Origin of the sequence: Primorskyibacter sedentarius (genome assembly GCF_004342065.1) — a bacterium.
Lineage (GTDB): Bacteria > Pseudomonadota > Alphaproteobacteria > Rhodobacterales > Rhodobacteraceae > Primorskyibacter > Primorskyibacter sedentarius.
This window is the reverse complement of the sequence record NZ_SLZU01000010.1, coordinates 132,137-158,225: the sequence shown is the minus strand read 5'-3', so window position 1 is coordinate 158,225 and position 26,089 is coordinate 132,137. Positions and strand designations below refer to the sequence as shown.

Genomic DNA, 26,089 nt, shown 5'->3' with positions numbered 1-26,089 from the left:
CCGAACGACAAGCCCCGTCAGGCAGCTATCAGAGGATCAGTCCGGGATTGCTGCCCATCTCCAGCCCGGGAAAAACGGTGGCCTCAAGGTCGCTGACAGAGGAACCCAGAAGCTCGCGCATCAACCAGGCCGCATGTGCGCGGACATCGCGCGTCGGCATCAGGTCGCGGCGTTGGTAGAGCGCGCTTTCGTCCAACCCCGGCCAATCGGCCACAACGCGACCGCCACGGATGGCGCCACCGGCCAGAACCATGGCGCCCGCCGTGCCATGATCAGTGCCTTGAGATCCGTTGATTTTCACGGTGCGCCCGAATTCGGTCATCGCAACAATTGCGGTTTTCTCCCAGACAGGCCCCAGACCGGAGCGGAGCTCCAGGATTACTTCTGAAAGCCGGGTCAAGGCGGTGTGCAACCCACGGGCCTGGGAGTTGTGGGTATCCCAGCCATTCAGCGAAAACGACGCGATCCGTGTCTCGCCCCGCAGTTGCTGTGCCGCAAATTCCGCGATCTTCTTTTCCGTGCCGCCCCGCGCGGCAGCCAGCATATCCTGCTGCATGTCTGCCAGCATGTCGCCTTCATTCGCCATGCTCGACACCGGATCACCATCTGACCCGGCAAGGCCAAATGCCTCTGTCAGTGCGGCGGCAAAACGCGGATCTTCTGCCATCACCATTTCCGCCAGCAGCATGGCCTGTGGGGTAAGGAGAAGGTCGCTGTCGGGCGACCAGTTGGAAACCGGCGCCGAGCCCGACAGGATCGCCATATTGTCGCGACCGATGGCAAAGGCCGTCCGCACGGTGATCCCCGGCATCGTTGTCATCAACCGGTTGAGCCAGCCGTCGCGGGCCTTTGCGTGGCCCAGATCGGGCGTTCCGGCCTCCAGCAGATCCTGCCCGTCGAAATGGCTGCGTTTGTCGCGATAGGGGGTTGAAACAGCATGAACGAAGCCCAGCTGCCCGGCGTCCCAAAGCGGCATCAGCGGGCGGAGTGCCGGGTGAATGGCAAAGTAGCCGTCCAGATCCACCGGTCCGGTTTCCGACACCATGGGGTGATTGCCGCGAAGGGCCCGGTAGGCGGGGTCGCCATAGGGGCGCACAACGCCAATGCCGTCCATGCCGCCCCGCAGGATGATGACCACAAGGCGGTTGTCGCCGGGGGCCGAAGCAAAGGACATCGGTGTCAGAAGCGGGCTTGCCGCGGCCGAACATCCAAGTGCTGCGGAGCGTGACAGGAAGGCGCGGCGGGAAAGCGGGCTTTGCGTCATCTGGGTGCCTCTAATGGCGTTGGAAAGCGGGGGAGGCGAGGATCAGTCCGATCCCGTCAGCCCGGCTTTCAGCCGCTTTCGCGGCAAAGGAGGTGGCAGGGCTCTCAAGAGGCCCCAAGGCGATCTGAACGAATTCTCGCGGGTCGGGCAGATCAGGCCGCAGCACCTGCGGAATGGCGACGGCCCATTGCAGCCGCGCGGCCACGCCCTGCGGTGTGATCCATTGCGTGTCCTCTTCGGGCCAACCATCGGGGCCTTCCGGACGCTCCCATATCTGGCCCATCAGCCCCATCGGCTGGATGATGTTCAACTGCAAGGCGCGCTCATCGAGCGTTGCCATCAGCTCCGGCTCCACGCACAAGGCGCGGCAGGACGATCCCAGGAAGTCGATGGGCTGCTTGATGTTGACCAGCGGTCCCCAGGCGTCGGGATGGTTGAGAAGCGCGTCATACACCTGCATGAGGTCGCCGTCGGTCTCCCGGTAGCGCTGTGTCAGCGCCTCGACCAGTGCTTCGGGTGGGGTGTCGGACACGAAATGAACCGCCAGTTTGCCCGCGATATGCCGCGCCGTGGCGGGGTGGCGGGCGATATCCCGCAACGCCCTGTGGATGTCGCGCAGGCGCGCCGGATCCTGGCCATATTCCGTGCCCAGAACCGTTTCCGGTCCGGGCTCTGCAAAATGCTTGTTGAATTTGAAGCCGTTCTGGACCTGGAAAGTCAGCCCGGTGAAAAGTTCTGCCAACTGGCGCACGTCATTCTGGCTATAGGGGCCGTCCACGCCAAGAGTGTGCAGCTCCAGCACCTCGCGGGCGAGGTTTTCGTTCAGCCCGGCGTTCTTCTTACGCCGGCCCGCAACGGTGCTGTTCGGCCCGACAGAGTTCATCTGGTCGAGGTAATGCAGCATCAAGGGATGCGTCACCGCCGCGATCAGCAGATCCTCGAACCGGCCTGTCAGATGGGGGCGGATGGCTTCCTCGATATAGGGGGAGGTGGCGCGCCGGATGACGCCGGTTTTACCGCGCGCGGTGAAGTGGTCGCCCCAGAACTGCGCAAGCCGTTCACGCAGCCCGTTCGTCGTCCATGTGCGCCGCATCAGGGTCTGGCCCAGCCACTGCGACGCATCCACGCGTGCCACCTGGTTGAGCTTCCGGATGGCCTTGACCGCAGCGCGCGATTCCGGCGAGCCGCGGTTTTCGCGGCGGATGTCACCAAGGCGGGCCCGCTCGATCATCCGGGCCCGAAACGTGTCAAAAGCCTCGATCGGAAAGCGCTTTGCCATCGCGTCAGGGGCGCGAAGTGCAGTCAGCATCGCTTCGGTCGACGGTGCAGGGGCAAGGGTCGGCGACAGGCCGCAGCCAAAGCGGATCTCTGCCAGAACTGGATCAAAGGGCAAGATTGAAACGGTGTCCCATGGTTGCGGTTTTCACCGGGAATATAGCATCGGCCGGGCACCATTACATCTGTCCTTTTGGCAGCATCGGCAACGCGCCGCCGAACAGCGGGAACAAGTTCGGCGAAACAGGCGTTTGCATCGCAATTCGTTCATTGGAGGAGATACCAGATGCCATCGATCTATGAGGCGATCCGCCACGATCACGACCGCCACCGCGAATTGCTTGACCGGATCGCCGACACATCAGGCGACAGCGAACAGCGCCGCGCGGCTTGGGACGAGTTCTATCGCGAGGTGAAATCGCACTCTGCGGCGGAGGAAGAGACCTTTTATTCCAAGCTGATGCAGCAGACATGGGGGCAGGATGCGGCACGCCACTCGGTGCACGAGCATGCTCAGATGGATGAAATTCTGGAAGAGCTGCGCGAGATGGATCCGTCATCTCCCGGCTGGCTGACCCGGTTCAAGACACTCAAGCACGACTACGAGCATCACATGGAAGAAGAGGAAGGGGACGTTTTCAAACGAGCCAGGGAGGTCATCGGCGAGGAAGAGAACGATGCCTATGGCGAGCGTTTCCTGAAGCGGAAGTCACAAGAGGTAGAGCTGATCCCAGAAAAGCGCGAGGACGCGTTAGAGGATTGAACCCGGTCAGGTATGGGGGCTGGCGTGCCCCGGGCTTGACCCGGGGCCTCTGCCGGGTTGGCCGAAAGGCCCCGGGTCAAGCCCGGGGCGCGTTCCGTAGAAGAACGAAACGGCTCCCTTTGTCGGGACGCCGTCGCTTTCATCGTTACCAGTTAGGGAAGCCCTACTTTTCCTGCGGGATCACGCGCAGCGACAATTCCATCAACTGATCTGACGTTGGCTCCGACGGGGCGCCCATCATCAGGTCTTCAGCGCGCTGGTTCATCGGGAACATGATGACTTCGCGAATGTTGGCCTCATCCGCCAGCAGCATCACGATCCGGTCGATGCCGGCCGCACAACCGCCGTGGGGCGGTGCGCCGAAGCGGAATGCATTGACCATGCCGCCAAAGCGTTTCTCGACCTCATCCTTGCCGTAGCCTGCGATTTCGAACGCTTTGAACATGATCTCGGGGCGGTGGTTCCGGATCGCGCCCGACACCAGTTCGTACCCGTTGCATGCCAAATCATACTGATAGCCCAGCACGTCCAGAGGGTCGCCCTCAAGCGCAGACATCCCGCCTTGCGGCATGGAGAACGGGTTGTGTTCGAAGTCAATCTTGCCGGACTCTTCATCCTTTTCGTAGATCGGGAAATCCACGATCCAAGCGAAGGCAAACCGGTTCTTGTCGGTCAGGCCGAGCTCCTCGCCGATAACGTTGCGTGCACGGCCCGCGACGGATTCGAACGCTTTGGGCTTGCCGCCCAGGAAGAAGGCCGCGTCGCCAATGCCAAGACCCAGTTGCTGTCGGATCGCCTCTGTCCGTTCGGGGCCGATGTTTTTCGCCAGAGGACCGGCCGCTTCCATGCCGCCCTCGATTTCGCCGGATTTCAGCTTGGCCTGCGCTTCCTTGACGGTGATGCCCAGTTCCTGCGCCACCGCATCTGCGGTCTTTTCACGCCAGAAGATGTAGCCCATCCCCGGCAGGCCTTCTTTCTGGGCAAACGCGTTCATGCGGTCGCAGAACTTGCGGCTGCCGCCGGTGGGTGCGGGGATTGCGCGGATCTGGGTGCCGTCCTGTTCCAGCAGCTTGGCGAAGATGGCAAAGCCGGAGCCCGCGAAATGTTCGGACACGACCTGCATCTTGATCGGGTTGCGCAGGTCCGGCTTGTCCGACCCGTACCAGAGTGCGGCGTCACGATAGCTGATCTGCGGCCATTCCGAAGGTGCGTCGACCGTGCGACCACCGCCGAATTCTTCGAACACACCGGCAATGACCGGGCTGATCGTATCGAACACGTCCTGCTGGCTGACAAAGGACATTTCCATGTCCAGCTGGTAAAAGTCGGTTGGCGACCGGTCAGCGCGCGGGTCTTCATCGCGAAAGCACGGCGCGATCTGGAAATACTTGTCGAAGCCCGACACCATGATCAGCTGTTTGAACTGCTGCGGTGCCTGGGGCAGGGCGTAGAACTTGCCCGGATGCAGACGGCTCGGCACGAGGAAATCGCGCGCGCCTTCAGGGCTGGAGGCCGTGATGATCGGCGTCTGGTATTCGCGGAAATCCCGATCCCACATCTTCTGGCGCAGGCTGCGCACCACATCGGACCGCAGCGCCATATTGCGCTGCATCACCTCGCGGCGAAGGTCGAGGTAGCGGTAACGCAGGCGCGTTTCCTCGGGGTATTCCTGATCTCCGAAGACGATCAGCGGCAGCTCTTCGGCGGCACCCAGCACTTCGATCTCGCGGACAAAGACCTCGATCTCGCCGGTTGGCAGCTTGGGGTTGATCAGGCTCTCGTCGCGGGCCTTCACGTCGCCATCGATGCGGATGCACCACTCGCTGCGGACTTTCTCGACATCCGCAAAGGCGGGGCTGTCGGGGTCGCAGATCAGCTGGGTGATGCCGTAATGATCGCGCAGGTCGATGAACAACACGCCGCCGTGGTCGCGGATGCGATGCACCCAGCCCGCGAGCCGAACCGTCTGGCCCACCTGGTCCTTGTTCAGCCCTGCGCAGGTATGGCTGCGATATGCGTGCATGTCTTTGCCTCTTCGAACGAATGGTTTGCGGGCCGATACACCCGTGATGGCGCGGGAAGTCAAGCAAAAGGACCCGTGGACGTGCCCCTGCGGGCCGCGTTCCCGCCTTTCACGCTGCGGCGCGGTGGAATTCATGTGATCCGTCACTGCAACGCGGCAGCGGAACTGCGTCTGCTGGCGAGAAGAAAGCCGAGCGCCGGACCGGTCAGACCCTGGGTACCGCCGCGCAGAGACATGTGGGCGAGCCAAAGGGTGCCGTGCCGCAACGGAACGTCCGCCGATTGCCCGCGGGGCATAGCTTTGCCACACCACCATGTGTTGCAAGGCGCGCTTCCGCCACGGCCCACGCGGGAAAAACCGGTGCTTCCGACAGAAAAGGCCGCGCAGAGTCGCAACAGAGTGCGCATGGGCGCGTTTCTGGCGCCCTATTGTGGCGTTCCGGGCCTTGCGTCCGTGGGGGCAATCCCTATAAGCCCGTGGCAATTTGCTCAGCAGCGCCATGGGGACCCAGATGCCGAAAAGAACCGATATCAACTCGATCATGATCATCGGCGCAGGGCCCATTGTGATCGGGCAAGCCTGCGAGTTCGACTATTCCGGCGCGCAGGCCTGCAAAGCGCTGCGGGAAGAGGGCTACCGGGTCATTCTGGTCAACTCCAACCCGGCGACGATCATGACTGATCCGGGGCTGGCCGATGCTACCTATATCGAACCGATCACACCCGAGACTGTCGCCAAGATCATCGAGAAGGAACGCCCCGATGCGCTGCTGCCCACCATGGGCGGGCAGACCGGGCTGAACACCTCGCTGAAGCTTGAAGAAATGGGCGTGCTGGAGAAATACGGCGTCGAGATGATCGGGGCCAAGCGCGAGGCCATCGAGATGGCCGAAGACCGCAAACTGTTCCGCGAAGCAATGGATCGGATCGGGCTGGAAAACCCCAAGGCCACGATCATTACCGCCCCGAAAAACGCCAAGGGTCAGGCCGATCTGGCCGAAGGTGTGCGGCTGGCGGTCGAAGCTTTGGAAGACATTGGCCTGCCCGCGATCATTCGCCCGGCCTTTACCTTGGGCGGCACCGGCGGCGGCGTCGCCTATAACCGCGAGGATTACGAGCATTACTGCCGCACCGGTATGGATGCCTCGCCCGTGAACCAGATCCTCGTGGACGAGTCCCTGCTGGGCTGGAAAGAATTCGAGATGGAGGTTGTCCGCGACACCGCCGACAACGCGATCATCGTCTGTTCCATCGAAAACGTCGATCCGATGGGCGTGCATACCGGTGACAGCATCACCGTGGCACCTGCGTTGACGCTGACCGACAAGGAATATCAGATCATGCGCAACGGCTCTATCGCCGTGCTGCGCGAGATCGGGGTCGAAACCGGCGGGTCGAACGTACAATGGGCCATCAACCCGGATGACGGCCGCATGGTCGTGATCGAGATGAACCCGCGCGTGTCACGATCCTCGGCTCTGGCATCGAAGGCGACGGGTTTCCCGATTGCCAAGATCGCCGCGAAACTGGCCGTGGGCTTTACGCTGGACGAGCTGGACAATGACATCACCAAGGTCACGCCGGCCAGCTTTGAGCCGACCATTGACTATGTCGTCACCAAGATCCCCAAATTCGCGTTCGAGAAATTCCCGGGCAGCGAGCCGCATCTGACCACCGCGATGAAATCCGTGGGCGAGGCGATGGCCATCGGCCGCACGATCCACGAATCGTTGCAAAAGGCGCTCGCCTCGATGGAATCCGGACTGACCGGTTTCGATGAGGTGGAAATTGACGGCGCACCCGAGAAATCGGCTGTCATCAAGGCGATCAGCAAACAGACACCCGACCGGATGCGCACGATTGCTCAAGCCATGCGCCATGGCCTGAGCGACGATGACATCCACGGTGTCACCATGTTCGACCCGTGGTTCCTTGCCCGTATCCGCGAGATTGTGGAGGCCGAAGAGGCGGTTCGCGCGGCTGGCCTGCCATCGGACGCGGACGGGTTGCGCGACCTCAAGATGATGGGCTTTACCGATGCCCGCCTCGCCAAGCTGACCGGGTTCTCGGAAAAGGACGTGCGCAAGCGCCGCCACAGTCTGGGCGTGACAGCTGTGTTCAAACGTATCGATACCTGCGCGGCAGAGTTCGAGGCGCAGACGCCTTACATGTATTCGACCTACGAGGCCCCAATGATGGGCGAGGTGGAATGCGAGGCCCGGCCCAGCGACCGCAAGAAAGTGGTCATTCTGGGCGGCGGTCCCAACCGGATCGGGCAGGGGATCGAGTTCGACTATTGCTGTTGTCATGCCTGTTTCGCGCTGACCGATCAGGGCTACGAGACCATCATGGTCAACTGCAACCCCGAGACGGTTTCGACCGACTATGACACGTCGGACCGGCTGTATTTCGAACCGCTGACGTTTGAGAGCGTGATGGAGATCATGCGCGTCGAACAGCAGAACGGCACCTTGCACGGGGTGATCGTGCAATTCGGTGGGCAGACCCCGCTGAAGCTGGCCAATGCGCTGGAGGCCGAAGGCATCCCGATCCTGGGCACCACGCCCGACGCGATTGATCTGGCCGAAGATCGCGAACGTTTTCAGGCGCTGGTCAACCAGCTGGGTCTGAAGCAGCCGCGCAACGGCATTGCGTCCACCGACGCTCAGGCACTGGCGATTGCCGACGATATCGGCTTCCCGCTGGTGATCCGTCCATCCTATGTTCTGGGCGGCCGCGCGATGGAGATCGTGCGCGACATGGCGCAGCTGGAACGCTACATCAAAGAGGCCGTGGTTGTGTCTGGCGACAGCCCCGTCTTGCTGGACAGCTACCTGTCGGGCGCTGTGGAGTGTGACGTCGACGCGATTTCCGACGGCAAACAGGTTCATGTCGCGGGCATCATGCAGCATATCGAAGAGGCCGGCGTGCATTCTGGCGACAGCGCCTGTTCCCTGCCGCCCTATTCGCTCTCGGACGAGATCATCGCCGAGTTGAAGGTGCAGACCGAGGCCCTGGCTCTGGCGCTGAACGTGGTCGGGCTGATGAATGTGCAGTTTGCTGTCAAGAACGGCGAGATCTACCTGATCGAGGTGAACCCGCGCGCCAGCCGGACCGTGCCTTTCGTGGCCAAGGCAACCGACAGTGCGATTGCTTCCATCGCCGCGCGGGTGATGGCCGGAGAGCCGTTGAGCAACTTCCCGCTGCGCGCACCCTATGCTGCCGAGGCAGGCTATGACGACGTATTGCCGCTTGGCGATCCGATGACGCTGGCCGATCCGAACATGCCGTGGTTCAGCGTGAAAGAGGCCGTCCTGCCCTTCGCGCGGTTCCCCGGCGTGGACACCATTCTGGGCCCGGAAATGCGCTCTACCGGGGAGGTCATGGGCTGGGATCGGTCCTTCCCGCGCGCCTTCCTTAAGGCGCAGATGGGCGCGGGCAACATTCTGCCCGACAGCGGCAATGTCTTCTTCTCCATCAAGGACGACGACAAGACGCCCGCATTGGTCGAAACTGCGCAGGTGCTTGTCGATCTGGGTATGAAGATCATCGCGACGCGTGGCACGGCGGCGTTCCTTGAGCAGCACGGCATCAAATGCGAGGTGGTCAACAAGGTCTACGAGGGGCGCCCGAACGTTGTCGACATGATGAAGGACGAACAGATCGCGCTGGTGATGAACACGACCGAAGGTGCGATGGCGGTTGAGGACAGCCGCGAAATCCGTTCGGTCGCGCTGTATGACAAGATCCCGTATTACACCACGGCGGCCGGTGCCCATGCCGCGGCGCTCGCAATGAAGGCGCGCGGCGAAGCCGAGCTTGTGGTCAAGCCGCTACAGGGCTGAAGCCAGCGGTGAATTGATTGAAAGGGCGCTCGGAAGGGCGCCCTTTTTTGTGTGGGCACGTCGCTTGCCGGTATGCCCGTGGCGGTCAGAAGTCGATTGAAACGCCCGGCAGGTTCAGCGCCTTCACAAGGTCGCGCAATTCCTGTCGCGCGGCGACATTCGAGATGTTGAGCTGTTTCACCCCGATATCCTTGAGATCAAGCAGCGTCAGGCCGCGCGGAAACAGCTCACGGAAGACCACGCGTTCGTTGAAACCGGGCGAGACGCGGAATCCGATCCGTTTGGACAAGCGGTCCAGCGCCTGTTCCATCTTCTGCTTGTTGACCATGTTCTGCGCGCCCAGACGGTTGCGCAGCACGACCCAGTCGATCGGCTTCAGCCCGGCCTGCGCGCGCAGCTGACGCGCATTCCAGACCATTTCGGAATAGACGGACGGGCCCTTGATTGTCGTGCCATCGGCATCGGTCTGTGCCAGCAGATCAAAATCCACGAAACTGTCATTCAGCGGCGTGACAAGCGTGTCGGCCAGCGAATGTGCAACTTGGCTCAGGCGGGTATGCGAACCGGGGCAGTCAATCAGGATGAAATCGCTCTTGCCTTCCAGATCCGCAATCGCGGCGGACAGACGATGGTCGTACAGGTTTTCCCCGGCCGGGACAGTTGCCGGATCGATCTCTGGCAGCTGGATGAAGTTTGGCGTCGGCAGATCAAGCCCTTCATGGGCCAAAAATTCAAGCCGGTTGAGCGTGTACCGCCCGAAGGTCTGCTGGCGCAGGTCAAGGTCCAGCGCCCCGACCGTATGGCCCATCCGCACCAAGGCGGTTGCCACATGCATGGACACGGTGGATTTCCCGGCCCCGCCCTTTTCGTTCCCGACTACGATGATATGCGCCAATGTCCGTCCCTTGCCTTGGACCCACATGTTAGGCTGTGGTGTCTTTGACGGCACTGTATCTTGTGCGTTTTGCCAAGAAAAGAGCAGGAAGGGCAGGGAATGGTGCGAATTGGCATCTTCTGCGTCAAGCACGGGTGTGGCTGACGCCATATCGCGCGGGTCAAATGCAATTGGTTAACGCGTTGCGACCCGCCGGTCAGAGCATTCTTGCGGGCAAACGGTCCCCCGCGACTCTGCGATCGGTACCCGCTACGTAACAAAATCGGGCAATTTTTGGAACCGGATGGCGTTTTGCCGCGTTATCGGACCAAAGAGGTGCCTCGCGCATCAATTCAACCAACCGTGATCCGCTTCTGGTGTGACGCCGTATTACTGTCGAGATTCGGTTTTACCATGAACCCATAAATTGGGAGCGCACTATGGCACTAGACGCATTCAATGACCGTACACTGACCCGCCGGGCCATGAAGGCAGAACTTCTGGACGCGGAGACCGAACTGGCGCTTGCCTATGCATGGCGCGACCAGCGCGACGAACAGGCTTTGCACCGGCTGATCACAGCCTATATGCGGCTTGCCATCTCTATGGCTGCGAAGTTCAAACGCTACGGCGCCCCGATGAACGACCTCATCCAAGAGGCGGGGCTGGGGCTGATGAAAGCGGCGGACAAGTTTGATCCTGATCGCGGCGTACGCTTCTCGACCTATGCGGTCTGGTGGATCAAGGCGAGCATCCAGGACTACGTGATGCGCAACTGGTCGATGGTGCGCACCGGGTCGACCTCCAGCCAGAAGTCGCTCTTTTTCAATATGCGGCGCGTACAGGCCCAACTGGAACGCGAGGCCGCAGCGGCGGGCGAAAAGCTTGCCCCGCACGAGCTGCGCAGCATGATCTCGGAAGAGATCGGTGTGCCCCTGCATGATGTGGAGATGATGGAAGGGCGCCTGTCCGGGTCGGACTTTTCACTGAACGCGACACAATCCGCCGAGGATGAGGGGCGCGAATGGATTGACGCGCTGGAAGACGATGGCGCGCAGGCTGCCGAAATCGTGGAGAGCAGTCTGGACAATGCGCAGCTGCGCGAATGGCTTGTCCATGCGCTGTCTGCCCTCAACGACCGAGAGCGGTTCATCGTGCGCGAACGCAAGATGCGCGAAAGCCCACGCACGCTGGAAAGCCTCGGGACAGAGATGGGCCTGTCCAAGGAACGTGTCCGCCAGCTTGAAGCGGCGGCGTTCCAGAAAATGCGCAAAACGCTGGAGGCGCAGTCGCAGGAAGTACACGAATTCCTCGGATGAGGTGGATTGCACTGTTTCTGCTTTGGCCGGTCGCTGCAATTGCCGCGGCAACTGGGGCGGATGTCGTGTTCCTTGGTGAGGTTCACGACAATCCGGCCCACCACATTGCACAAGCGGCCGAGATTGAGCGAATGCAGCCGGCCGCGGTGGTTTTCGAGATGCTGACAGACGAACAGGCTGCCCGCGTGTCGCCGCAGCTCTTGCCGGATCGCGAGGCGTTACAAGCAAAGCTGGAATGGGACGCGTCGGGTTGGCCGGATTTCGCGATCTATTACGCGATCTTCGCAGCGTTGGGCGAGGCCCGGGTCTATGGCGCCGCGGTTTCGAGGCAAAAGGCACGCGAAGCCTCGGCAGATGTGATCGGGGCATTTGGCCCGGACGCGCCGCGTTTCGGGCTGGATCGACCCCTTCCTGAAGATCAGCAAGCGGCACGCGAAGCTGCGCAGATGTCGGCGCATTGCGATGCTTTGCCGTCCGAAATGCTGCCGATGATGGTGGCCATTCAGCGGCTTCGCGATGCGCGGCTGGCGCAGGTCGCGTTGCAGGCGCTTGAGGACACTGGCGGCCCGGTGGCTGTCGTCACCGGCAATGGCCATGCCCGCAAGGATTGGGGGGCGCCCGCGCTTTTGTCCTTGGCGGCACCGGATGTGACGGTCTGGGCGCTTGGTCAGGGGGAAGGTGACGATCCCCCCTTGGGAGAGTTCGACGCGCTGCGCAGCGCGCCTGCCCCTGAACGAGAAGACCCGTGCGCGGCCTTCGCCAAACAGCCCGATGCCGTCAGCACCGATTGAGTTTCCCCGCCCGGCTGCGTAACACTGTCGGCGAACGGACCCAAAGGGGGCGACATGCTTGCGGGAAAACGCATTCTGCTAATCATCGGTGGCGGTATCGCGGCCTTCAAAATACCCGCGCTGATCCGGCTCTTGCGGCAGCAGGGCGCCGCCGTGACCCCGGTGATGACAGCCGCATCCGAGCAATTCGTGACCCCGCTTACCGTGGCAGCGGTCGCCGGGGAAAAGGCCTATACCGCGCTTTTCGATCTGACGGACGAGGCAGAGATGGGCCATATCCAGCTGTCGCGCGTGGCCGATCTGGTGCTCGTGGCCCCCGCCACGGCCGACCTGATGGCGAAAATGGCGCAAGGGTTGGCGGGGGATCTGGCCTCGACGCTGCTGCTCGCCACCGACACGCCGGTGATGATCGCACCTGCGATGAATGTCCGCATGTGGCTGCACCCCGCGACGCAACGCAATCTGGCATTGCTGAAGGGTGACGGTGTGCAGATCGTTGGCCCGGACGAGGGCGACATGGCCTGCGGCGAGTACGGCCCCGGTCGCATGGCAGAGCCAGAGGAACTTGCTGCGGCCTGCGCTGCGGCGCTGACCGACGGGCCATTGAAGGGGCGCCGCGTGCTCGTCACCTCTGGCCCCACGCACGAACCGATCGATCCGGTGCGCTACATCGCCAACCGGTCCTCGGGGGCGCAGGGCACGGCAATTGCGCGCGCGCTGGTGGGTTTGGGGGCAGAGGTGGTTTTTGTGACCGGTCCCGCAGACGTGCTGCCGCCAGAGGGGGTAACGCTGGTGCGTGTCGAAACCGCGCGGCAGATGCGCGACGCGGTGCAGGCGGCGCTTCCGGTCGATGCGGGCGTCTTTGCCGCCGCCGTGGCCGATTGGCGCGTGGCGACGGAATCCTCGTCGAAGATCAAGAAGGGCGCGGGCGGGCTGCCAGTGCTGGAATTCACCGAGAACCCCGACATTCTGGCCGAGGTTTCGCAAATGAGCGACGGTCGGCCTGCGCTTGTTGTGGGCTTCGCTGCTGAAACCGATGATGTCGTGAACCATGCCACTGCCAAGCGCGCCCGCAAAGGATGCGACTGGATTTTGGCCAATGATGTCAGCCCCGAGACCGGCATCATGGGCGGCAGTGAAAACGCCGTCGTCCTGATTTCGGAAGACGGGGCAGAGGTCTGGCCGCGCATGGGCAAGGACGATGTGGCGCAGCGGTTGGCGGCGCGCATCGCAGAGACGTTGGGCGCCGGGTGATCGGGCGGGAGTGGAGCATTTGGGCCGGAATGAAGCGCAAGCCATGGTAAATCTGCAAATCAGCTGGGACGAGGGCGCGGATCGGTCATTTGGCCTGCCGCGATACGAGACGGTGGGCGCTGCGGGAGCGGATCTGCGGGCGAACCTCGCAGATCGCGGCACGGTGCAACTGGTGCCGGGCGCGCGGGTTCTGGTGCCGACAGGCCTGCGTCTGGCCGTTCCTGACGGGTACGAGGTGCAGATACGGCCCCGGTCCGGGCTGGCGCTGAAACATGGGATCACGCTGCCCAACAGCCCCGGAACGATCGACAGCGACTATCGCGGGCCGCTGGGGGTGATCGTGATGAATGCCGGGGCAGAGCCTTTCGTGATCGAACACGGGATGCGCATTGCGCAGATGGTCGTGGCGCCAGTGGTGCGGGCTGTCTTTCACGAGGTCGCAAGCCTGGACGAGACCCGGCGCGGCGCGGGGGGCTTCGGCTCTACCGGGGTCGGCTGATGCTGGTGGTTCTGTTGATGGCCGGTGCGCTTTGGGGCATCGGGGCTGCCATGGGCACGCCGCGCAACCTTCGCTGGGGAATGATCGGGCTGCTTTATCTGGCCGTTGTGCTGGCGCATTTGGTGCTGCCTGCCGGCCATCCGATCCGCATGGCAACGGGGGAGGACGCGTCTGGCTGGCTGATCCTCGCCGGTTTCGTCGTGCTTGTGATGATCTATCGCTGGGGGCTGGGGCTGATACGTGCACGGGCGCGAGAGGCGGAACCCGCTGCCGCCGAACAGCCCTCTGGTGCCTTTACCGAGACCGAGCTGGAGCGATACGCAAGGCATATCGTGCTGCGCGAACTGGGTGGGCCGGGGCAGCGCAAGCTGAAAGATGCCCGTGTGCTCGTCATCGGGGCCGGGGGGCTGGGTGCGCCCGCGCTGCAATATCTGGCGGCGGCGGGCGTGGGCAGTATCGGGGTGATCGACGATGATGTGGTTGAGAATGCCAATCTGCAACGGCAGGTGATCCACCGTGATGACGATATCGGCATGGCCAAGGTCTTTTCCGCGCAGGCCGCGATGGAGGCACAGAACCCGGCCATCCAGGTTCGCCCCTACAATCGCCGTCTGGACGAGGGGATCGCCGGGGCGCTGATCGCTGATCATGACGTGATCCTTGACGGGACGGACAACACCGAGACGCGCTATCTGGTCAACCGTGCCTGCGTTGCGGCGGGAAAACCGCTGGTGTCCGGCGCGCTCAGCCAGTGGGAGGGGCAGTTGAGCGTCTTTCACCCGGCCGCTGGCGCGCCCTGCTATCAATGCATCTTCCCGCAGGCGGCAGCACCCGGAATTGCGCCTTCCTGCGCAGAGGCGGGCGTTCTGGGGCCGCTGCCGGGTGTCGTGGGCGCCATGATGGCGGTCGAGACGGTGAAGCTGATCACCGGTGCGGGCAAGGCACTGACGGGCGAGATGCTGATCTATGACGCGCTGTGGGGCGAGACGCGCAAGATTGCATTAAAGCGCCGCGCCGATTGCCCGGTTTGCGGGCAGGGTTGACCCGTCGAAGGGGGCTGGAAGCCGGGCGCAACAGCACATAGCTTGGCACGCAAAGGAGACCCCCATGACAAACCCGCTTTTGCAGGACTGGACCACGCCGTTTGGTCTGCCGCCCTTCGATCAGATTGACGACGAGGATTTCACGCCCGCACTGGAGATCGCGCTTGCCCGCCACATGGACGAGATCACCGCGATTGCCGAAAACCCCGACGCGCCCACATTTGCCAACACGATCGAGGCGATGGAAGGCGCGGGCGAGGATCTGGACAAGGTGTTGTCGCCCTTCTTTGCGCTGGCCGGTGCCGACAGCACGCCCCGCCGTCAGGAATTGCAGCGCGAATTCACGCCGAAACTGTCCGCGCATAGCTCTGCCATCTACGCCAACCGGCCGCTTTTCGACCGGATTCGGCAGCTATGGGAGGCCCGGGACGGGCTGGACCTGTCGCCCGAGGAAGCGCGCGTTCTGATGCTGACCCATCGCGGCTTTGTCCGTGCGGGTGCAGCACTTGATGGTGACGAGGCAGATCGCATGGCCGCCATCAAGGCCTGTCTGGCGACGCTTGGCACCAGCTTTACCCAGAACCTGCTGGCAGATGAGGCGGGCTGGTCGATGACATTGACCGAGGCTGACCTGGAAGGCCTGCCCGATTTCGTGCGCGATGCGGCACGCGCCGCAGGCGAAGAACAGGGCGCGGACGGTCCGGTGATTACGCTCAGCCGGTCGCTGATCGTGCCGTTCCTGCAATTCTCGCCCCGGCGCGACCTGCGTGAGGCTGCCTGGCGCGCCTGGGTGTCGCGCGGTGCGAATGGCGGCGAGACCGATAACCGCGAAATCGCGGCCGAGGTGCTGGCCCTGCGGGAAGAACGCGCCAAGCTGTTGGGCTATGACAGCTTTGCCGCCTACAAGCTGGAAACCGAGATGGCGGGCAGCCCCGACCGCGTCCGCGAGCTTTTGATGGCCGTATGGGAGCCTGCCCGCGCGCAGGCAGAAGCAGACGCGCAGGTGCTGTCGGACATGATGCATGCCGATGGCATGAACGGCGATCTGGAGCCTTGGGATTGGCGCTATTATTCCGAGAAACGTCGCCGGGCAGAGCATGACCTCGACGAGGCAGAGCTGAAACCTTACCTGCAGCTCGACCGGATGATCGAAGCAGCATTCGACTGCGCAAACCGCCTGTTCGGGCTGGAGTTCCGCCCGCTGGAGGCCGCTCTTTACCACCCCGATTGCCGCGCGTGGGAGGTTACGCGCAACGGTGCCCATGTGGCGGTCTTCATCGGCGACTATTTCGCGCGGGCGTCGAAACGGTCCGGGGCATGGTGTTCCGCGATGCGGATGCAGGCAAAGCGCCCGGTGGCCAAGGCGCCGATCGTGGTCAATGTCTGCAACTTCGCCAAGGGTGACCCGGCGCTGCTGTCTTATGACGATGCGCGCACGCTGTTTCACGAATTCGGCCATGCGCTGCACCAGATGTTGTCTGATGTGGAATTCGGCTCTGTCGCGGGCACGTCGGTGGCGCGTGATTTTGTCGAACTGCCCAGCCAGCTATACGAACATTGGCTGGAAGTGCCCGAAGTGCTGGAACGTTTCGCCACCCATGCCGAGACCGGAGAGCCGATGCCGCGCGAGATGCTGGAGCGTGTGCTGGGGGCTGCCAATTACGACATGGGCTTTCAGACCGTGGAATATGTCGCCTCTGCGATGGTCGATCTGGATTTCCACGATGGCGCCGCCCCTGCGGACCCGATGGCGGCGCAGGCCAACACGCTGGCCCGGCTGGGCCTGCCCCATGCGATCCCCATGCGCCACGCCACGCCGCATTTCGCCCATGTCTTCGCGGGGGACGGCTATTCCAGCGGCTACTACAGCTACATGTGGTCCGAGGTGATGGATGCCGATGCCTTCGCGGCGTTCGAGGAAGCAGGCAGCGCCTTTGACGCCGATACTGCAAAGCGGCTGGAGGCGAATATCCTCTCCACCGGTGGGTCCGTCGAGGCCGAGGACCTTTACAAGGCATTCCGGGGCCGGATGCCGGGGGTCGAGGCGCTGCTCAAGGGGCGCGGGCTCGCCGCCTGAACCCAGCCGCGGCGCCCGCTCGTCTGGACAATTCGTGGGCAACCCATGCAAATGGGGCCGAGGCAGTGAAGGAGACCGGCATGGACATCGCAGACACGGCACAACGCATCCTTGCGGGCGAACGCCGGGCCTTGGCCCGGGCCATCACGCTTGTCGAAAGCGGGCGTGAGGACCACCGCAAGGATGCAGCCGCCCTGCTGGAGGAACTCAAGGGCTCCGGCCGCGAGGCGCTGCGCATCGGTCTGTCCGGGACGCCGGGCGTGGGCAAATCCACTTTCATCGAGGCCTTTGGCTGTTTTCTGACAGCGCAGGGATTGAAAGTGGCGGTTCTCGCGGTCGATCCGTCCTCTGTCCGGTCCGGAGGATCGATCCTTGGCGACAAGACGCGGATGGAACGGCTCAGCCGGGATCCGAACGCTTTTATCCGTCCGTCGCCCAGTCAGAGCCAGCTTGGCGGTGTCGCCCGCCGATCACGCGAGGCAGTGGCGCTGTGCGAGGCGGCAGGGTTTGACGTCGTTCTGATCGAAACGGTGGGCGTCGGTCAATCCGAAACCATGGTGGCCGAGATGTCGGACCTGTTCATCCTGTTGCTTGCGCCCGCGGGTGGGGACGAACTTCAGGGCGTCAAACGTGGCATCATGGAAATTGCCGACATCATCCTTGTAAACAAGGCGGATGGAGAGCTGAAATCGGCCGCTACCCGCACCTGTGCGGATTATGCGGGCGCGCTTCGCCTGCTGCGCAAACGGCCGCAGGATCCAGAGGGCTTTCCCAAAGCGATGACCGTGTCGGCGCTGGAGGAAGAGGGGCTGCAAAAGGCCTGGGACGAGATGACCGCCCTCACCGACTGGCGCCGCGAAACGGGCCATTTCAAGGCCCGCCGCGCCGCCCAGGCCCGGTTCTGGTTCGAGGAAGAGGTGCGCCAGTCGCTTTTGTCACGCCTCAGCCGCGAGCCGATCAAGGGCGCGCTTGAAACCCTTGCGCAGCAGGTAGAGGCCGGGCAGGCCACGCCCTCTGCCGCAGCGGTGGAGTTGATGCAGACCTATCTCGGCGGGTGAGCGGATGGCGCTGAGCGAGGAGCGCGTTTTTGACGGCCTGCACATGCGGGCAAGCCTCTTCAACCGGGCGGCCCCCCGCCTGATCGTGACCTTCCGTCAGCGAATCAACGGCCCCCCCGTTTTCAACGATGCAAAGCCAGTGCAGAGCTTCGTGAAAAACGGGCACGCGCATTTGCATATCCAAAGCTTGCGCAACGATTGGTACATCAATTCCGAGACAGGCGCGCTGGGCGCTGCGCTGCGCGCGCTGACAGTGCCGTATCGAAGCGTTTCGGCCATCGGGTTTTCGATGGGGGGCTACGCGGCACTGCGCTATTCCAAACCCTTGCGGCTGCGAAAGCTGATCGCCGTGTCTGCGCAGTACTCGATCTCGCCGCGTGTGGTTCCGACCGATGGGCGGTATCGCGATTGCGCGGACGGGTTTGACGATGATCTTGGCGATCTGGTTGCAAACGCGCGAAACGGCGTGTCGGGCGTGATCCTGTGCGACCCGTTCAAGCCGCTGGACGTGATGAATGCCGAGATGATCCAGATGGTGTTCCCGCGGCTGCGGATCTGTCGGCTTGCGGGGGGCGGGCACCCGGCCAGCCGCGTGCTGCGCCAGGGGGGGTATTTCGGCGCGATGCAAAAGCTGCTTTTGTCGGGCGAGGTCGAGCCTGCGTCGATCATCGACATGCACCGGGACAGCCGCCGCGAATCGGACCATTACTGGGCGCATATCGCCAAGGTCGCTGCCCGACGCAAACGCCCGGATCTTGGCAAATTCGCCGCCGCCCGGGCCGCAGCCCTTCGCTCCATCGCCAAAGCAGCAGCCAATCCGTCCGATAGCTCTTGACGGGCTGTTGTTCAGGGCCTAATGACACCCAACCAGATTCCGGGCGCTGCGTCTGCGGCGCCCTTAAATATTGGCGGAAGGAACGCTTTCGCCGGAACCAGACGAGGATGGACACATGTCGCGCCGTTGCGAACTGACCGGAAAAGGCCCGATGACTGGCAACAATGTCAGCCATGCCAACAACAAGACCCGCCGTCGTTTCCTGCCGAACCTGAACGACGTCACGCTGCAATCCGAAGCGCTGGACCGCGGCATCAAGCTGCGCATCTCTGCTTCGGCGCTGCGCAGCGTCGATCACCGCGGTGGTCTTGACGCATTCCTGGCGAAAGCCAAGGACGATGAGCTTTCGGCCAACGCGCTGAAAGTGAAGAAAGAGATCGCGAAGGCGCTGGCCGCTTCGGCCTGACACCTTGACGATCGAGGGACGTGATGCGGCCTCGCCTTTTTCGGGCGGGGCTGTTTCCTTTTGTCGCGTCGCACGTGGTGCCCCCTTGGGTAAAGTGTCGCGATGACGACGTTCTTTCGCTGCACCTTTGCGCTGATCCTGTCGCTTGTTCTGACCGCCACGGCGCAGAGCATGGCGCTGGCGCGTGGGCAGACGATGGTGGCCGGGCAGATGGTCATCTGCACCGGAACGGGCGTCGCGACAGTTCAGATCGATGCCGATGGCAACCCGGTTGAACCGACGCATATCTGCCCCGATTGCGCACTGACATTGCTGATCTTCGCCGGGGCCGCCCCGGCCGAGCCCCAACCTTCGGGCGTCTACCGCGCGGTTGTTTTCGGGGTTGAGGCGTCGCAGGGCCGCGATGCACAGACGGTGGGGGCGAAAGCGCGCGCACCACCTGTCGGAGCAGGCATCAGGCCCGCCTGACCCAGCAGACGACACCCAACATTCCAATTCTGACAGGAGAGACACCCATGTCTTTCATTTCTCGCGCCGCCGTTCTGGCGCTTTCACTTGCGGCCACCCCTCTTCTTGCTGAAGAAAGCCAGGTGCGTATCGACGATGCTTATGCGCGGGTTTCCGGCCCCGCGGCGAAGTCCGGCGCGGCCTTCATGCTGATCGAGAACCTTGGTGACAGTGCCGATCAGCTGATTGATGCCGCGTCCGATGCCGCCGCGCGGGTCGAACTGCACACCCATATCGACGATGGCAACGGCGTGATGCAGATGCGCCATGTGCCCGACGGCTTTGCCCTGCCAGCAGGCGAAACCCACGCGCTGGAGCGCGGCGGTGACCACGTGATGCTGATGGGGCTGACCGACCCGTTGGAAGATGGTGATGTCATCACGTTGACGCTGACCTTTGAAAAGGCGGGCGAAGTCGTGATCGAGGTTCCTGTCGATCTGGATCGCTGATCGTTCATCGGCCGGACGGGGGGGACGTTTCTCCTCGGGCGGCGCTGCCGCCGCCGTCGTCCAAACGTGGGCCGGGCCTTCGGGTCCGGCCTTGGCGCGCTTCATCGGTGTTTGGCGTCGATCACAGCCCATCCTCAACTTCGCGGGGGATGGCAAATGCTTCGACCTGACAGGTGCCGGGCTGAAGTGCGCCCCAGTCGGTGATGTCGCAATGGGCGACAAGCGTCGCGCATGTCGGGTAATCTGCGAATCGCGGATGGGTCGGGCGAACCTTTACCAACCGTGAGGCAAAGGCGCCGATACCGGGATTATGGGCCAGCAACAGAACGGTGTGGCCGGTGGTATGCCTGAAAGCGTTCAGCAAGGTTTCCGGAGAACCGTGGTAAAGCGGCTCTTCGAAGGTGACGGGCGCCGCGATATCAAGCAACGCCAATGTTTCGCGGGTGCGCGCCGAGGTTGAGCACAGCACGCTGTCGGGGAGGAATGCGTTCTCTCGCAGCCAGCCGCCCATCGTCGTGGCATTGCGCCTGCCGCGCGCATTCAGAGGACGGTCGTGATCAGGCTGGGAGAAATCATCCCAGCTCGACTTTGCGTGGCGCATAAGGATCAAGCGCATGTCTGTCCTTTCAGGAATGCGGTCATGTGAAATGCGGATTGGCCGGGGTCGCGGCCGAATTGTTGCGAAACTGGGCAGATGCAGCGCACGAGGCATCCTTGGCGGCACTCGCGACCCTTGGCAGAGCAGACATGCGCCATGCAGGCAGCGACGTCGTAGTCCTGACCAGGAGACAGGGCACCCACCGGGCATGCGGTGGCACAGGGCGCAGGGCAGGAGGTGCAGGGCGACGGCGCGGGCGCGGGCAGCTCCAACTGCACCGGCAGCGCGATTGCCGCCCGGAAGCTGAGGAAAAGACCTGCCTTGTCGTGTACGAGCAGCCCGACGGGCGAGATGTGGCAGCTTTGCGTCGCGAGCGCCCATGCGATGAACGGTGGCCATGGCGGGCCGTCGGAGGGAAATATCGCGGTCCCGCCGATCTTTGTCGCCAAGGCCCCGGCCTGCCGCGTTGACCACCTGTCCAGCGGATCCGGCGACCCGTCTAGGTATTCGGGCGCTTTGCGGAACACCGGCCAGAAGCGCGGCTCGTCCGGGCCCAGCAAGAGCAATGTGCGGCAATCCGCGGGGGCGCCGTCGTCCTTGCCGGGGTGAAACGCGCCAGTCACAGCCAGCGCGTACCGATGTGCGAGGGAGTCGATCCGGTGAAACTCGGTAAGGGGGCTGCGCCGCGCCGTGCTCACTCTTCGACGGGCGCGGGGCTGGGCTGGCGGATCAGTGACCCGGCGCCGTGATCGGTGAAAAGCTCCAGCAGGCAGGCATTGGGCACGCGCCCGTCGAGAATCACCACCGCGCGCACGCCCTCTTCGATTGCCTTGAGCGCCGTTTCGGTCTTGGGGATCATCCCGCCCGCGATCGTGCCATCCGCTGTCATCCGGCGGACGTCATCGGGGGTCATCGAGGTCAGAACCTCGCCCGAGCCATCCTTGACCCCTGTAACATCGGTAAGCAGAAGCAGCCGGTCCGCCTTGAGAGCGCCTGCGATGGCCCCGGCTGCGGTGTCGCCGTTGACGTTGAACGTTTCCAGCGGGTCCATGCCGGTGGCAACGGGGGCCACGACCGGTATGATCCCGGCGGAAAAGAGATCGCGCAGAACCTGAACGTTCATCTCGATAGGCCGACCGACAAACCCGAGTTCGGGGTCATCCGCTTCACAGACCATCAGGTCATCATCCTTGCCGGAGAGACCAACGGCGCGACCGCCCTCATCCATGATCGCCTGAACGATACGCTTGTTGACGAGCCCGGTCAGCACCATCTCCACAACCTCGACGGTGGCCTGATCGGTGACACGCTTGCCGCGCACGAATTTCGATTCGATCCCGAGCCGCCCCAGAAGGTCGTTGATCATCGGGCCGCCGCCGTGAACCACGACCGGGTTCACCCCGACTTGCCGCATCAGCACGATGTCGCGGGCGAATTCGGCCATCGCATCGGCGTCGCCCATCGCATTTCCGCCGAATTTGACCACCACGATGGCGCCGGAATAGCGCTGCATGTAGGGGAGGGCCTCTGAAAGAGTGCGGGCGGTGGTAATCCAATCCTGGTTCATCGTGCGTGTTTTCATCCCTGGCATCCCCAAAAAGATCTGTTTCGTTTATCGGGTGCGCAGGCAGGCGGTGCAAGGGCAAGCTACGCCTTGATGGTCAGGGAGGCTGCCGCGCGAAACCTGCTCCGCGCCAAGGGGGGAGCGTAGCTGTCCTTTGGCCCAAGATGTGGCCTCGCAGGCATGGGTGGGCCTTGCCTGATGGCGCGGTCGGCCATGCCGAAGCGGTGAATGCGCTGGTCTCTGGCGTGACAAAAACAAGGAAACAGGTGCCATCTGCCGTCGAATCGCCGCCTGTTTACGGATAATCCGCTTGACCTTTCCCCCTTGGGTCTGTTGAACCCAAGCCTAATTTCCGGAACAGGCACAGGTGGCGTTCCCCCATGGACGATCAGAACAAGAACCTCATTCTCGCGACGGCGCTGAGCTTCGCCGTGATCCTGACGTGGTTCGTACTCTTCCCCCCACCGGAGACTGCCGCGCCTGATCCGAACGCCCCCGAAATCGTTCAGCAGGATACGGCAGGCGACACTGCCGCAGTGCCCATGGCCGCGCCCAGCGATGGCGCAGCTGCGACCACCGTGGACCCCGCCGCCGAGCAAAGCGCGGCAGACGCGCCCCGCATCCAGATCCAGACCCCGCGGCTGAGCGGGTCGATCTCGCTCGCCGGTGGCCGGATCGATGATCTCGCGCTCAGCGATTACAGGGTCACCGTGGAGCCCGGTTCCGAAACCGTCCACATGCTGCGCCCTGTCGGCTCCGACCAGCCTTACTACGCCCTGTTCGGCTGGGCGCCGGGATCCGGGCTGTCGGTTGACGACGTGCCCGGGGCCAACACCCTGTGGCAGGTCGAAGGCAACAGCACGTTGACACCTGAAGCGCCCGTTACCCTGACGTGGCAAAGCCCGGCCGGTCTGGAATTCCGCCGCACCATCGCCGTGGATGAGGACTATATGTTCACCGTCTCGCAGCAGGTCGAAAACACGTCGGGCGGCACTGCAACGCTTGCGCCTTACGGTGTTCTGGCCCGTCATGGCGAACCGCAGGACCTGAAGAACTTCTTCGTGTTGCACGAAGGGGTCGTGGGCATGTCGGACGGAGAGCTTTCCGAAGTCGATTACGACGATATCGCGGATTACGCGGTCAATGCCAGTGAAGGTGCCCGTGCCGAGGTGACACAGGTGTCTGAAAACGGCTGGATCGGCTTCACCGATCACTACTGGATGTCGACGCTTGTCCCCACGCCCGGATCGGCGTTCAAATCCGTGATCAAGTATGACGACCGTCGCGATATCTACCAGACAGAGGCCGTGCATCCCACGATCAGCCTCGCGCCGGGCGCGACCGCCGAAGTGTCCACCCAGCTCTTTGCAGGTGCCAAGGAATGGGACACCATTCGCGGCTATGAAAAAGCAGGCGTGGACCGTTTCGACGATTCGATCGACTGGGGATGGTTCTTCTTCCTGACCAAGCCGATTTTCGCCGTGCTGCACTGGCTGAACGCGCTGATTGGCAACATGGGCTGGTCCATCATTCTTCTGACCTTCCTGATCAAGGCGCTGCTCTTCCCGCTTGCCTATAAATCCTACGTGTCGATGGCGAAGATGAAAGAGCTTCAGCCGCAGATGGAAAAGATCAAGGAAAAGGCCGGGGACGACCGTCAGAAGCTCCAGCAAGAGATGATGACGCTCTACAAGAAGGAAAAGGTCAATCCGGCCTCGGGCTGTTTGCCGATCCTGATGCAGATCCCGATCTTCTTCTCGCTCTACAAGGTGATCTTCGTCACGCTTGAGCTGCGCCACGCACCCTGGATCGGGTGGATTCGCGACCTGTCCGCGCCGGACCCGTCGTCGATCCTGAACCTGTTCGGCCTGCTGCCCTTTGCGCCGCCGGATCCCAACTCTTTCCTCGCGATCCTCAGCTTGGGTATCCTGCCGATCCTTCTGGGCATTTCCATGTGGTTGCAGCAGAAACTGAACCCGGCGCCCACCGATAAGACACAGGCGATGATCTTTGCCTGGATGCCATGGGTATTCATGTTCATGCTCGGCACGTTTGCCTCGGGTCTTGTGCTGTACTGGATCGCGAACAACACGATCACGTTCACGCAGCAGTATCTGATCATGCGCAGCCAGGGCTACAAACCTGACGTTTTCGGCAACATCTTGTCCTCGTTCAAGAAGAAGCCAAAGCCGGACGAAAAGTGATGGGTCGGGTCGCGCAGATCTGGCGCCATCCGATCAAGGCGCATGGCTGCGAAGAACTGACACATGTCAGCCTGTCCGAGGGGCAAACACTGCCTTGGGACAGGACATGGGCTGTGGCGCATGAAGCCTCGAAGGCCGATGGCTCTGATTGGGTGCCTTGTGCGAACTTTTCGCGCGGGGCCAAGGCGCCGGGGCTGATGGCGATACGGGCGAAGTTCGACGAAACGACAAAGACGCTGACCCTCACCCATCCCGATCTGGCGGAGCTTCGATTTCGCCCTGACGACGAAGGCGACAAGCTGATCGCCTGGACCCGGCCGCTGATGCCAGAGGACCGCGCGGCCTCCGCGCGCGTGATCGCTGCGCCCGAGCGCGGTATGACGGATACAGACTACCCGTCCGTTTCCATTGGCAACCTCGCAACGCTGCGCGCGGTGGAGGAAAAGCTCGGCCAGCCGCTCGATGTGCGGCGCTGGCGCATGAACCTTTGGCTCGACGGGTTGGCTCCTTGGCAGGAATTCGACTGGGTCGGCAAGGAAATCCGCATCGGTGGCGCGCGTCTGCGTATTTCCGAACCGGTCACGCGCTGCCTCGCCACGACCGCGAACCCCGAGACGGGCATCCGGGATGCAGACACGCTGGGTGCGCTCAAATCCTGGGGACATACCGATATGGGTGTCTATGGCGAAGTCACAGCCTCTGGCGACATCGCCATTGGTGACAATCTGGAGACAGTCTGATGCAGCTCCCCTTTCCTCTGGCCGAAGATCCCGACGATATCACCCGTGAAAAGGGGCGCATGCTCTTTGCCGCGGAGTCGCAGTTTCTGAAGGGTGTCGTTGCGATGGATGGCTTGCCGGAAGCGGACCGGCTGGAAGTCTGCTTTGCCGGGCGGTCCAATGTGGGCAAGTCGACGCTCATAAATGCGTTGACCGGGACAAAGGCGCTGGCCCGCGCCTCCAACACGCCGGGCCGCACGCAAGAGATCAACTTCTTCACGCAGGGCGCCACGCATTATCTGGTGGATTTGCCCGGCTATGGCTATGCCAATGCGCCGCTTCCGGTGGTCGAGAAATGGCAGCGCCTGTTGAAGAAATACCTCTCTGGCCGCGCAAATCTTCGCCGTGCTTTCGTGCTGATCGATACGCGCCACGGCGTTAAGGCGGTGGACGAAGAGATCATGACCCTGCTTGACCAATCGGCCGTCACTTTCCAAGTGGTCATGACCAAGGCCGACAAGGTGAAGGCTGCCGAGCGCGACAAGATTCTGGATCAGGTTCGTGGCGCGCTTTCGAAACACCCGGCCGCTTATCCCGAAATCGTGCTGACCTCGTCTGAGAAATCCGAGGGCATAGAAACGCTTCGTGCCATAATCGCCGGGCTCGACTGAAACGACCGCAGGGTTGCGTGCAGCGCTGTTGCCACTGCTTGCATGCAGTTAC

23 protein-coding genes are annotated in these 26,089 nt (G+C 62.8%); 16 read left to right on the top strand and 7 right to left on the bottom strand.

Annotated features, from left to right (window positions below; translation table 11 throughout):
• Window positions 1-28: 28 nt before the first annotated feature.
• Both EDD52_RS14500 and EDD52_RS14495 read right to left on the bottom strand, forming a co-directional pair.
• Entirely contained in the window at window positions 29-1,264 is a 1,236-nt protein-coding gene (locus EDD52_RS14500; RefSeq protein WP_132246192.1) for a DUF1501 domain-containing protein, read from the bottom strand.
• A gap of 10 nt (window positions 1,265-1,274) precedes the next feature.
• On the bottom strand, window positions 1,275-2,657 hold the full coding sequence (locus EDD52_RS14495) for a DUF1800 domain-containing protein (RefSeq protein WP_132246190.1): 1,383 nt from the start codon (window positions 2,655-2,657) through the stop codon (window positions 1,275-1,277).
• A gap of 168 nt (window positions 2,658-2,825) precedes the next feature.
• Here EDD52_RS14495 and EDD52_RS14490 point away from each other — a divergent pair, with 168 nt between their 5' ends.
• Window positions 2,826-3,302: a hemerythrin domain-containing protein gene (locus EDD52_RS14490; RefSeq protein ID WP_132246188.1), complete on the top strand. Its 477-nt coding sequence runs from the start codon at window positions 2,826-2,828 to the stop codon at window positions 3,300-3,302.
• Between the two features lie 163 nt (window positions 3,303-3,465).
• Here the strand turns inward: EDD52_RS14490 and aspS are convergent, their stop codons facing one another.
• Window positions 3,466-5,325: an aspartate--tRNA ligase gene (aspS, locus tag EDD52_RS14485; RefSeq protein WP_132246186.1), complete on the bottom strand. Its 1,860-nt coding sequence runs from the start codon at window positions 5,323-5,325 to the stop codon at window positions 3,466-3,468.
• A 511-nt stretch (window positions 5,326-5,836) separates the two neighbouring features.
• On the opposite strand from aspS, the gene carB reads away from it, so the two are divergent.
• The gene (gene carB / locus EDD52_RS14480) at window positions 5,837-9,169 is read left to right on the top strand and encodes a carbamoyl-phosphate synthase large subunit (RefSeq protein WP_132246184.1); all 3,333 of its coding nucleotides are present in this window, start codon (window positions 5,837-5,839) and stop codon (window positions 9,167-9,169) included.
• 85 nt (window positions 9,170-9,254) lie between these two features.
• Here carB and EDD52_RS14475 read toward each other — a convergent pair whose 3' ends face one another.
• Entirely contained in the window at window positions 9,255-10,064 is an 810-nt protein-coding gene (locus EDD52_RS14475) for a division plane positioning ATPase MipZ (RefSeq protein ID WP_132246182.1), read from the bottom strand.
• 419 nt (window positions 10,065-10,483) lie between these two features.
• On the opposite strand from EDD52_RS14475, the gene EDD52_RS14470 reads away from it, so the two are divergent.
• The 11 genes from EDD52_RS14470 to EDD52_RS14420 all read left to right on the top strand — a co-directional run bounded on the left by EDD52_RS14470 (window position 10,484) and on the right by EDD52_RS14420 (window position 20,281).
• Entirely contained in the window at window positions 10,484-11,362 is an 879-nt protein-coding gene (locus EDD52_RS14470; protein ID WP_132246180.1) for an RNA polymerase factor sigma-32, read from the top strand.
• Window positions 11,359-12,153, top strand: a complete 795-nt coding sequence (locus EDD52_RS14465; protein ID WP_132246178.1) for a ChaN family lipoprotein — start codon at window positions 11,359-11,361, stop codon at window positions 12,151-12,153. The genes EDD52_RS14470 and EDD52_RS14465 overlap by 4 nt, the downstream gene beginning before the upstream one ends.
• 54 nt (window positions 12,154-12,207) lie before the next feature.
• On the top strand, window positions 12,208-13,407 hold the full coding sequence (gene coaBC / locus EDD52_RS14460) for a bifunctional phosphopantothenoylcysteine decarboxylase/phosphopantothenate--cysteine ligase CoaBC (RefSeq protein ID WP_132246176.1): 1,200 nt from the start codon (window positions 12,208-12,210) through the stop codon (window positions 13,405-13,407).
• Between the two features lie 43 nt (window positions 13,408-13,450).
• Window positions 13,451-13,906, top strand: coding sequence for a dUTP diphosphatase (gene dut, locus EDD52_RS14455; RefSeq protein ID WP_132246174.1), 456 nt, complete (start codon window positions 13,451-13,453; stop codon window positions 13,904-13,906).
• Window positions 13,906-14,949: a HesA/MoeB/ThiF family protein gene (locus tag EDD52_RS14450; RefSeq protein ID WP_132246172.1), complete on the top strand. Its 1,044-nt coding sequence runs from the start codon at window positions 13,906-13,908 to the stop codon at window positions 14,947-14,949. The genes dut and EDD52_RS14450 overlap by 1 nt, the downstream gene beginning before the upstream one ends.
• Window positions 14,950-15,013: 64 nt before the next feature.
• Complete coding sequence (locus EDD52_RS14445; RefSeq protein ID WP_132246170.1) at window positions 15,014-17,026, top strand: M3 family metallopeptidase; 2,013 nt, start codon at window positions 15,014-15,016, stop codon at window positions 17,024-17,026.
• 80 nt (window positions 17,027-17,106) lie between these two features.
• Window positions 17,107-18,084, top strand: coding sequence for a methylmalonyl Co-A mutase-associated GTPase MeaB (gene meaB, locus EDD52_RS14440; RefSeq protein WP_132246168.1), 978 nt, complete (start codon window positions 17,107-17,109; stop codon window positions 18,082-18,084).
• A gap of 4 nt (window positions 18,085-18,088) precedes the next feature.
• Window positions 18,089-18,919: an alpha/beta fold hydrolase gene (locus EDD52_RS14435; protein WP_243651954.1), complete on the top strand. Its 831-nt coding sequence runs from the start codon at window positions 18,089-18,091 to the stop codon at window positions 18,917-18,919.
• A 115-nt stretch (window positions 18,920-19,034) separates the two neighbouring features.
• Window positions 19,035-19,325 carry a 50S ribosomal protein L28 gene (rpmB, locus tag EDD52_RS14430; protein WP_132246166.1) on the top strand — a complete coding sequence of 97 codons (291 nt, stop codon included), beginning with the start codon at window positions 19,035-19,037 and terminating at the stop codon, window positions 19,323-19,325.
• Between the two features lie 102 nt (window positions 19,326-19,427).
• Complete coding sequence (locus tag EDD52_RS14425) at window positions 19,428-19,793, top strand: hypothetical protein (protein WP_132246164.1); 366 nt, start codon at window positions 19,428-19,430, stop codon at window positions 19,791-19,793.
• A 47-nt stretch (window positions 19,794-19,840) separates the two neighbouring features.
• Entirely contained in the window at window positions 19,841-20,281 is a 441-nt protein-coding gene (locus tag EDD52_RS14420; RefSeq protein WP_132246162.1) for a copper chaperone PCu(A)C, read from the top strand.
• Between the two features lie 121 nt (window positions 20,282-20,402).
• Here the strand turns inward: EDD52_RS14420 and EDD52_RS14415 are convergent, their stop codons facing one another.
• Genes EDD52_RS14415 through argB form a run of 3 tightly spaced genes read right to left on the bottom strand, consistent with a single transcriptional unit; the run spans window position 20,403 to window position 22,461 of the window.
• Window positions 20,403-20,897 carry a SixA phosphatase family protein gene (locus EDD52_RS14415; protein WP_132246160.1) on the bottom strand — a complete coding sequence of 165 codons (495 nt, stop codon included), beginning with the start codon at window positions 20,895-20,897 and terminating at the stop codon, window positions 20,403-20,405.
• On the bottom strand, window positions 20,888-21,577 hold the full coding sequence (locus tag EDD52_RS14410; protein ID WP_243651953.1) for a ferredoxin: 690 nt from the start codon (window positions 21,575-21,577) through the stop codon (window positions 20,888-20,890). The genes EDD52_RS14415 and EDD52_RS14410 overlap by 10 nt, the downstream gene beginning before the upstream one ends.
• A complete protein-coding gene (gene argB, locus EDD52_RS14405) occupies window positions 21,574-22,461 on the bottom strand; it encodes an acetylglutamate kinase (protein ID WP_132246158.1) in 888 nt (295 codons plus the stop codon). Before argB ends, EDD52_RS14410 begins: the two co-directional genes overlap by 4 nt.
• Before the next feature lie 362 nt (window positions 22,462-22,823).
• Here argB and yidC point away from each other — a divergent pair, with 362 nt between their 5' ends.
• The 3 genes from yidC to yihA are packed head-to-tail and all read left to right on the top strand — an operon-like array spanning window position 22,824 to window position 26,037.
• The gene (yidC, locus tag EDD52_RS14400) at window positions 22,824-24,647 is read left to right on the top strand and encodes a membrane protein insertase YidC (protein WP_132246156.1); all 1,824 of its coding nucleotides are present in this window, start codon (window positions 22,824-22,826) and stop codon (window positions 24,645-24,647) included.
• Entirely contained in the window at window positions 24,647-25,387 is a 741-nt protein-coding gene (locus tag EDD52_RS14395; RefSeq protein ID WP_132246154.1) for an MOSC domain-containing protein, read from the top strand. The genes yidC and EDD52_RS14395 overlap by 1 nt, the downstream gene beginning before the upstream one ends.
• Window positions 25,387-26,037, top strand: coding sequence for a ribosome biogenesis GTP-binding protein YihA/YsxC (gene yihA / locus EDD52_RS14390; protein WP_132246152.1), 651 nt, complete (start codon window positions 25,387-25,389; stop codon window positions 26,035-26,037). The genes EDD52_RS14395 and yihA overlap by 1 nt, the downstream gene beginning before the upstream one ends.
• Window positions 26,038-26,089 lie beyond the last annotated feature (52 nt).

Coding starts and splice junctions, on each gene's coding strand:
- EDD52_RS14500 (WP_132246192.1), bottom strand. CDS start 1,264: ATGACGCAAAGCCCGCTTTCCCGCCGCGCCTTCCTGTCACGCTCCGCA.
- EDD52_RS14490 (WP_132246188.1), top strand. CDS start 2,826: ATGCCATCGATCTATGAGGCGATCCGCCACGATCACGACCGCCACCGC.
- aspS (WP_132246186.1), bottom strand. CDS start 5,325: ATGCACGCATATCGCAGCCATACCTGCGCAGGGCTGAACAAGGACCAG.
- carB (WP_132246184.1), top strand. CDS start 5,837: ATGCCGAAAAGAACCGATATCAACTCGATCATGATCATCGGCGCAGGG.
- EDD52_RS14470 (WP_132246180.1), top strand. CDS start 10,484: ATGGCACTAGACGCATTCAATGACCGTACACTGACCCGCCGGGCCATG.
- EDD52_RS14465 (WP_132246178.1), top strand. CDS start 11,359: ATGAGGTGGATTGCACTGTTTCTGCTTTGGCCGGTCGCTGCAATTGCC.
- coaBC (WP_132246176.1), top strand. CDS start 12,208: ATGCTTGCGGGAAAACGCATTCTGCTAATCATCGGTGGCGGTATCGCG.
- dut (WP_132246174.1), top strand. CDS start 13,451: ATGGTAAATCTGCAAATCAGCTGGGACGAGGGCGCGGATCGGTCATTT.
- EDD52_RS14450 (WP_132246172.1), top strand. CDS start 13,906: ATGCTGGTGGTTCTGTTGATGGCCGGTGCGCTTTGGGGCATCGGGGCT.
- EDD52_RS14445 (WP_132246170.1), top strand. CDS start 15,014: ATGACAAACCCGCTTTTGCAGGACTGGACCACGCCGTTTGGTCTGCCG.
- meaB (WP_132246168.1), top strand. CDS start 17,107: ATGGACATCGCAGACACGGCACAACGCATCCTTGCGGGCGAACGCCGG.
- EDD52_RS14435 (WP_243651954.1), top strand. CDS start 18,089: ATGGCGCTGAGCGAGGAGCGCGTTTTTGACGGCCTGCACATGCGGGCA.
- rpmB (WP_132246166.1), top strand. CDS start 19,035: ATGTCGCGCCGTTGCGAACTGACCGGAAAAGGCCCGATGACTGGCAAC.
- EDD52_RS14425 (WP_132246164.1), top strand. CDS start 19,428: ATGACGACGTTCTTTCGCTGCACCTTTGCGCTGATCCTGTCGCTTGTT.
- EDD52_RS14420 (WP_132246162.1), top strand. CDS start 19,841: ATGTCTTTCATTTCTCGCGCCGCCGTTCTGGCGCTTTCACTTGCGGCC.
- EDD52_RS14415 (WP_132246160.1), bottom strand. CDS start 20,897: ATGCGCTTGATCCTTATGCGCCACGCAAAGTCGAGCTGGGATGATTTC.
- argB (WP_132246158.1), bottom strand. CDS start 22,461: ATGAAAACACGCACGATGAACCAGGATTGGATTACCACCGCCCGCACT.
- yidC (WP_132246156.1), top strand. CDS start 22,824: ATGGACGATCAGAACAAGAACCTCATTCTCGCGACGGCGCTGAGCTTC.
- EDD52_RS14395 (WP_132246154.1), top strand. CDS start 24,647: ATGGGTCGGGTCGCGCAGATCTGGCGCCATCCGATCAAGGCGCATGGC.
- yihA (WP_132246152.1), top strand. CDS start 25,387: ATGCAGCTCCCCTTTCCTCTGGCCGAAGATCCCGACGATATCACCCGT.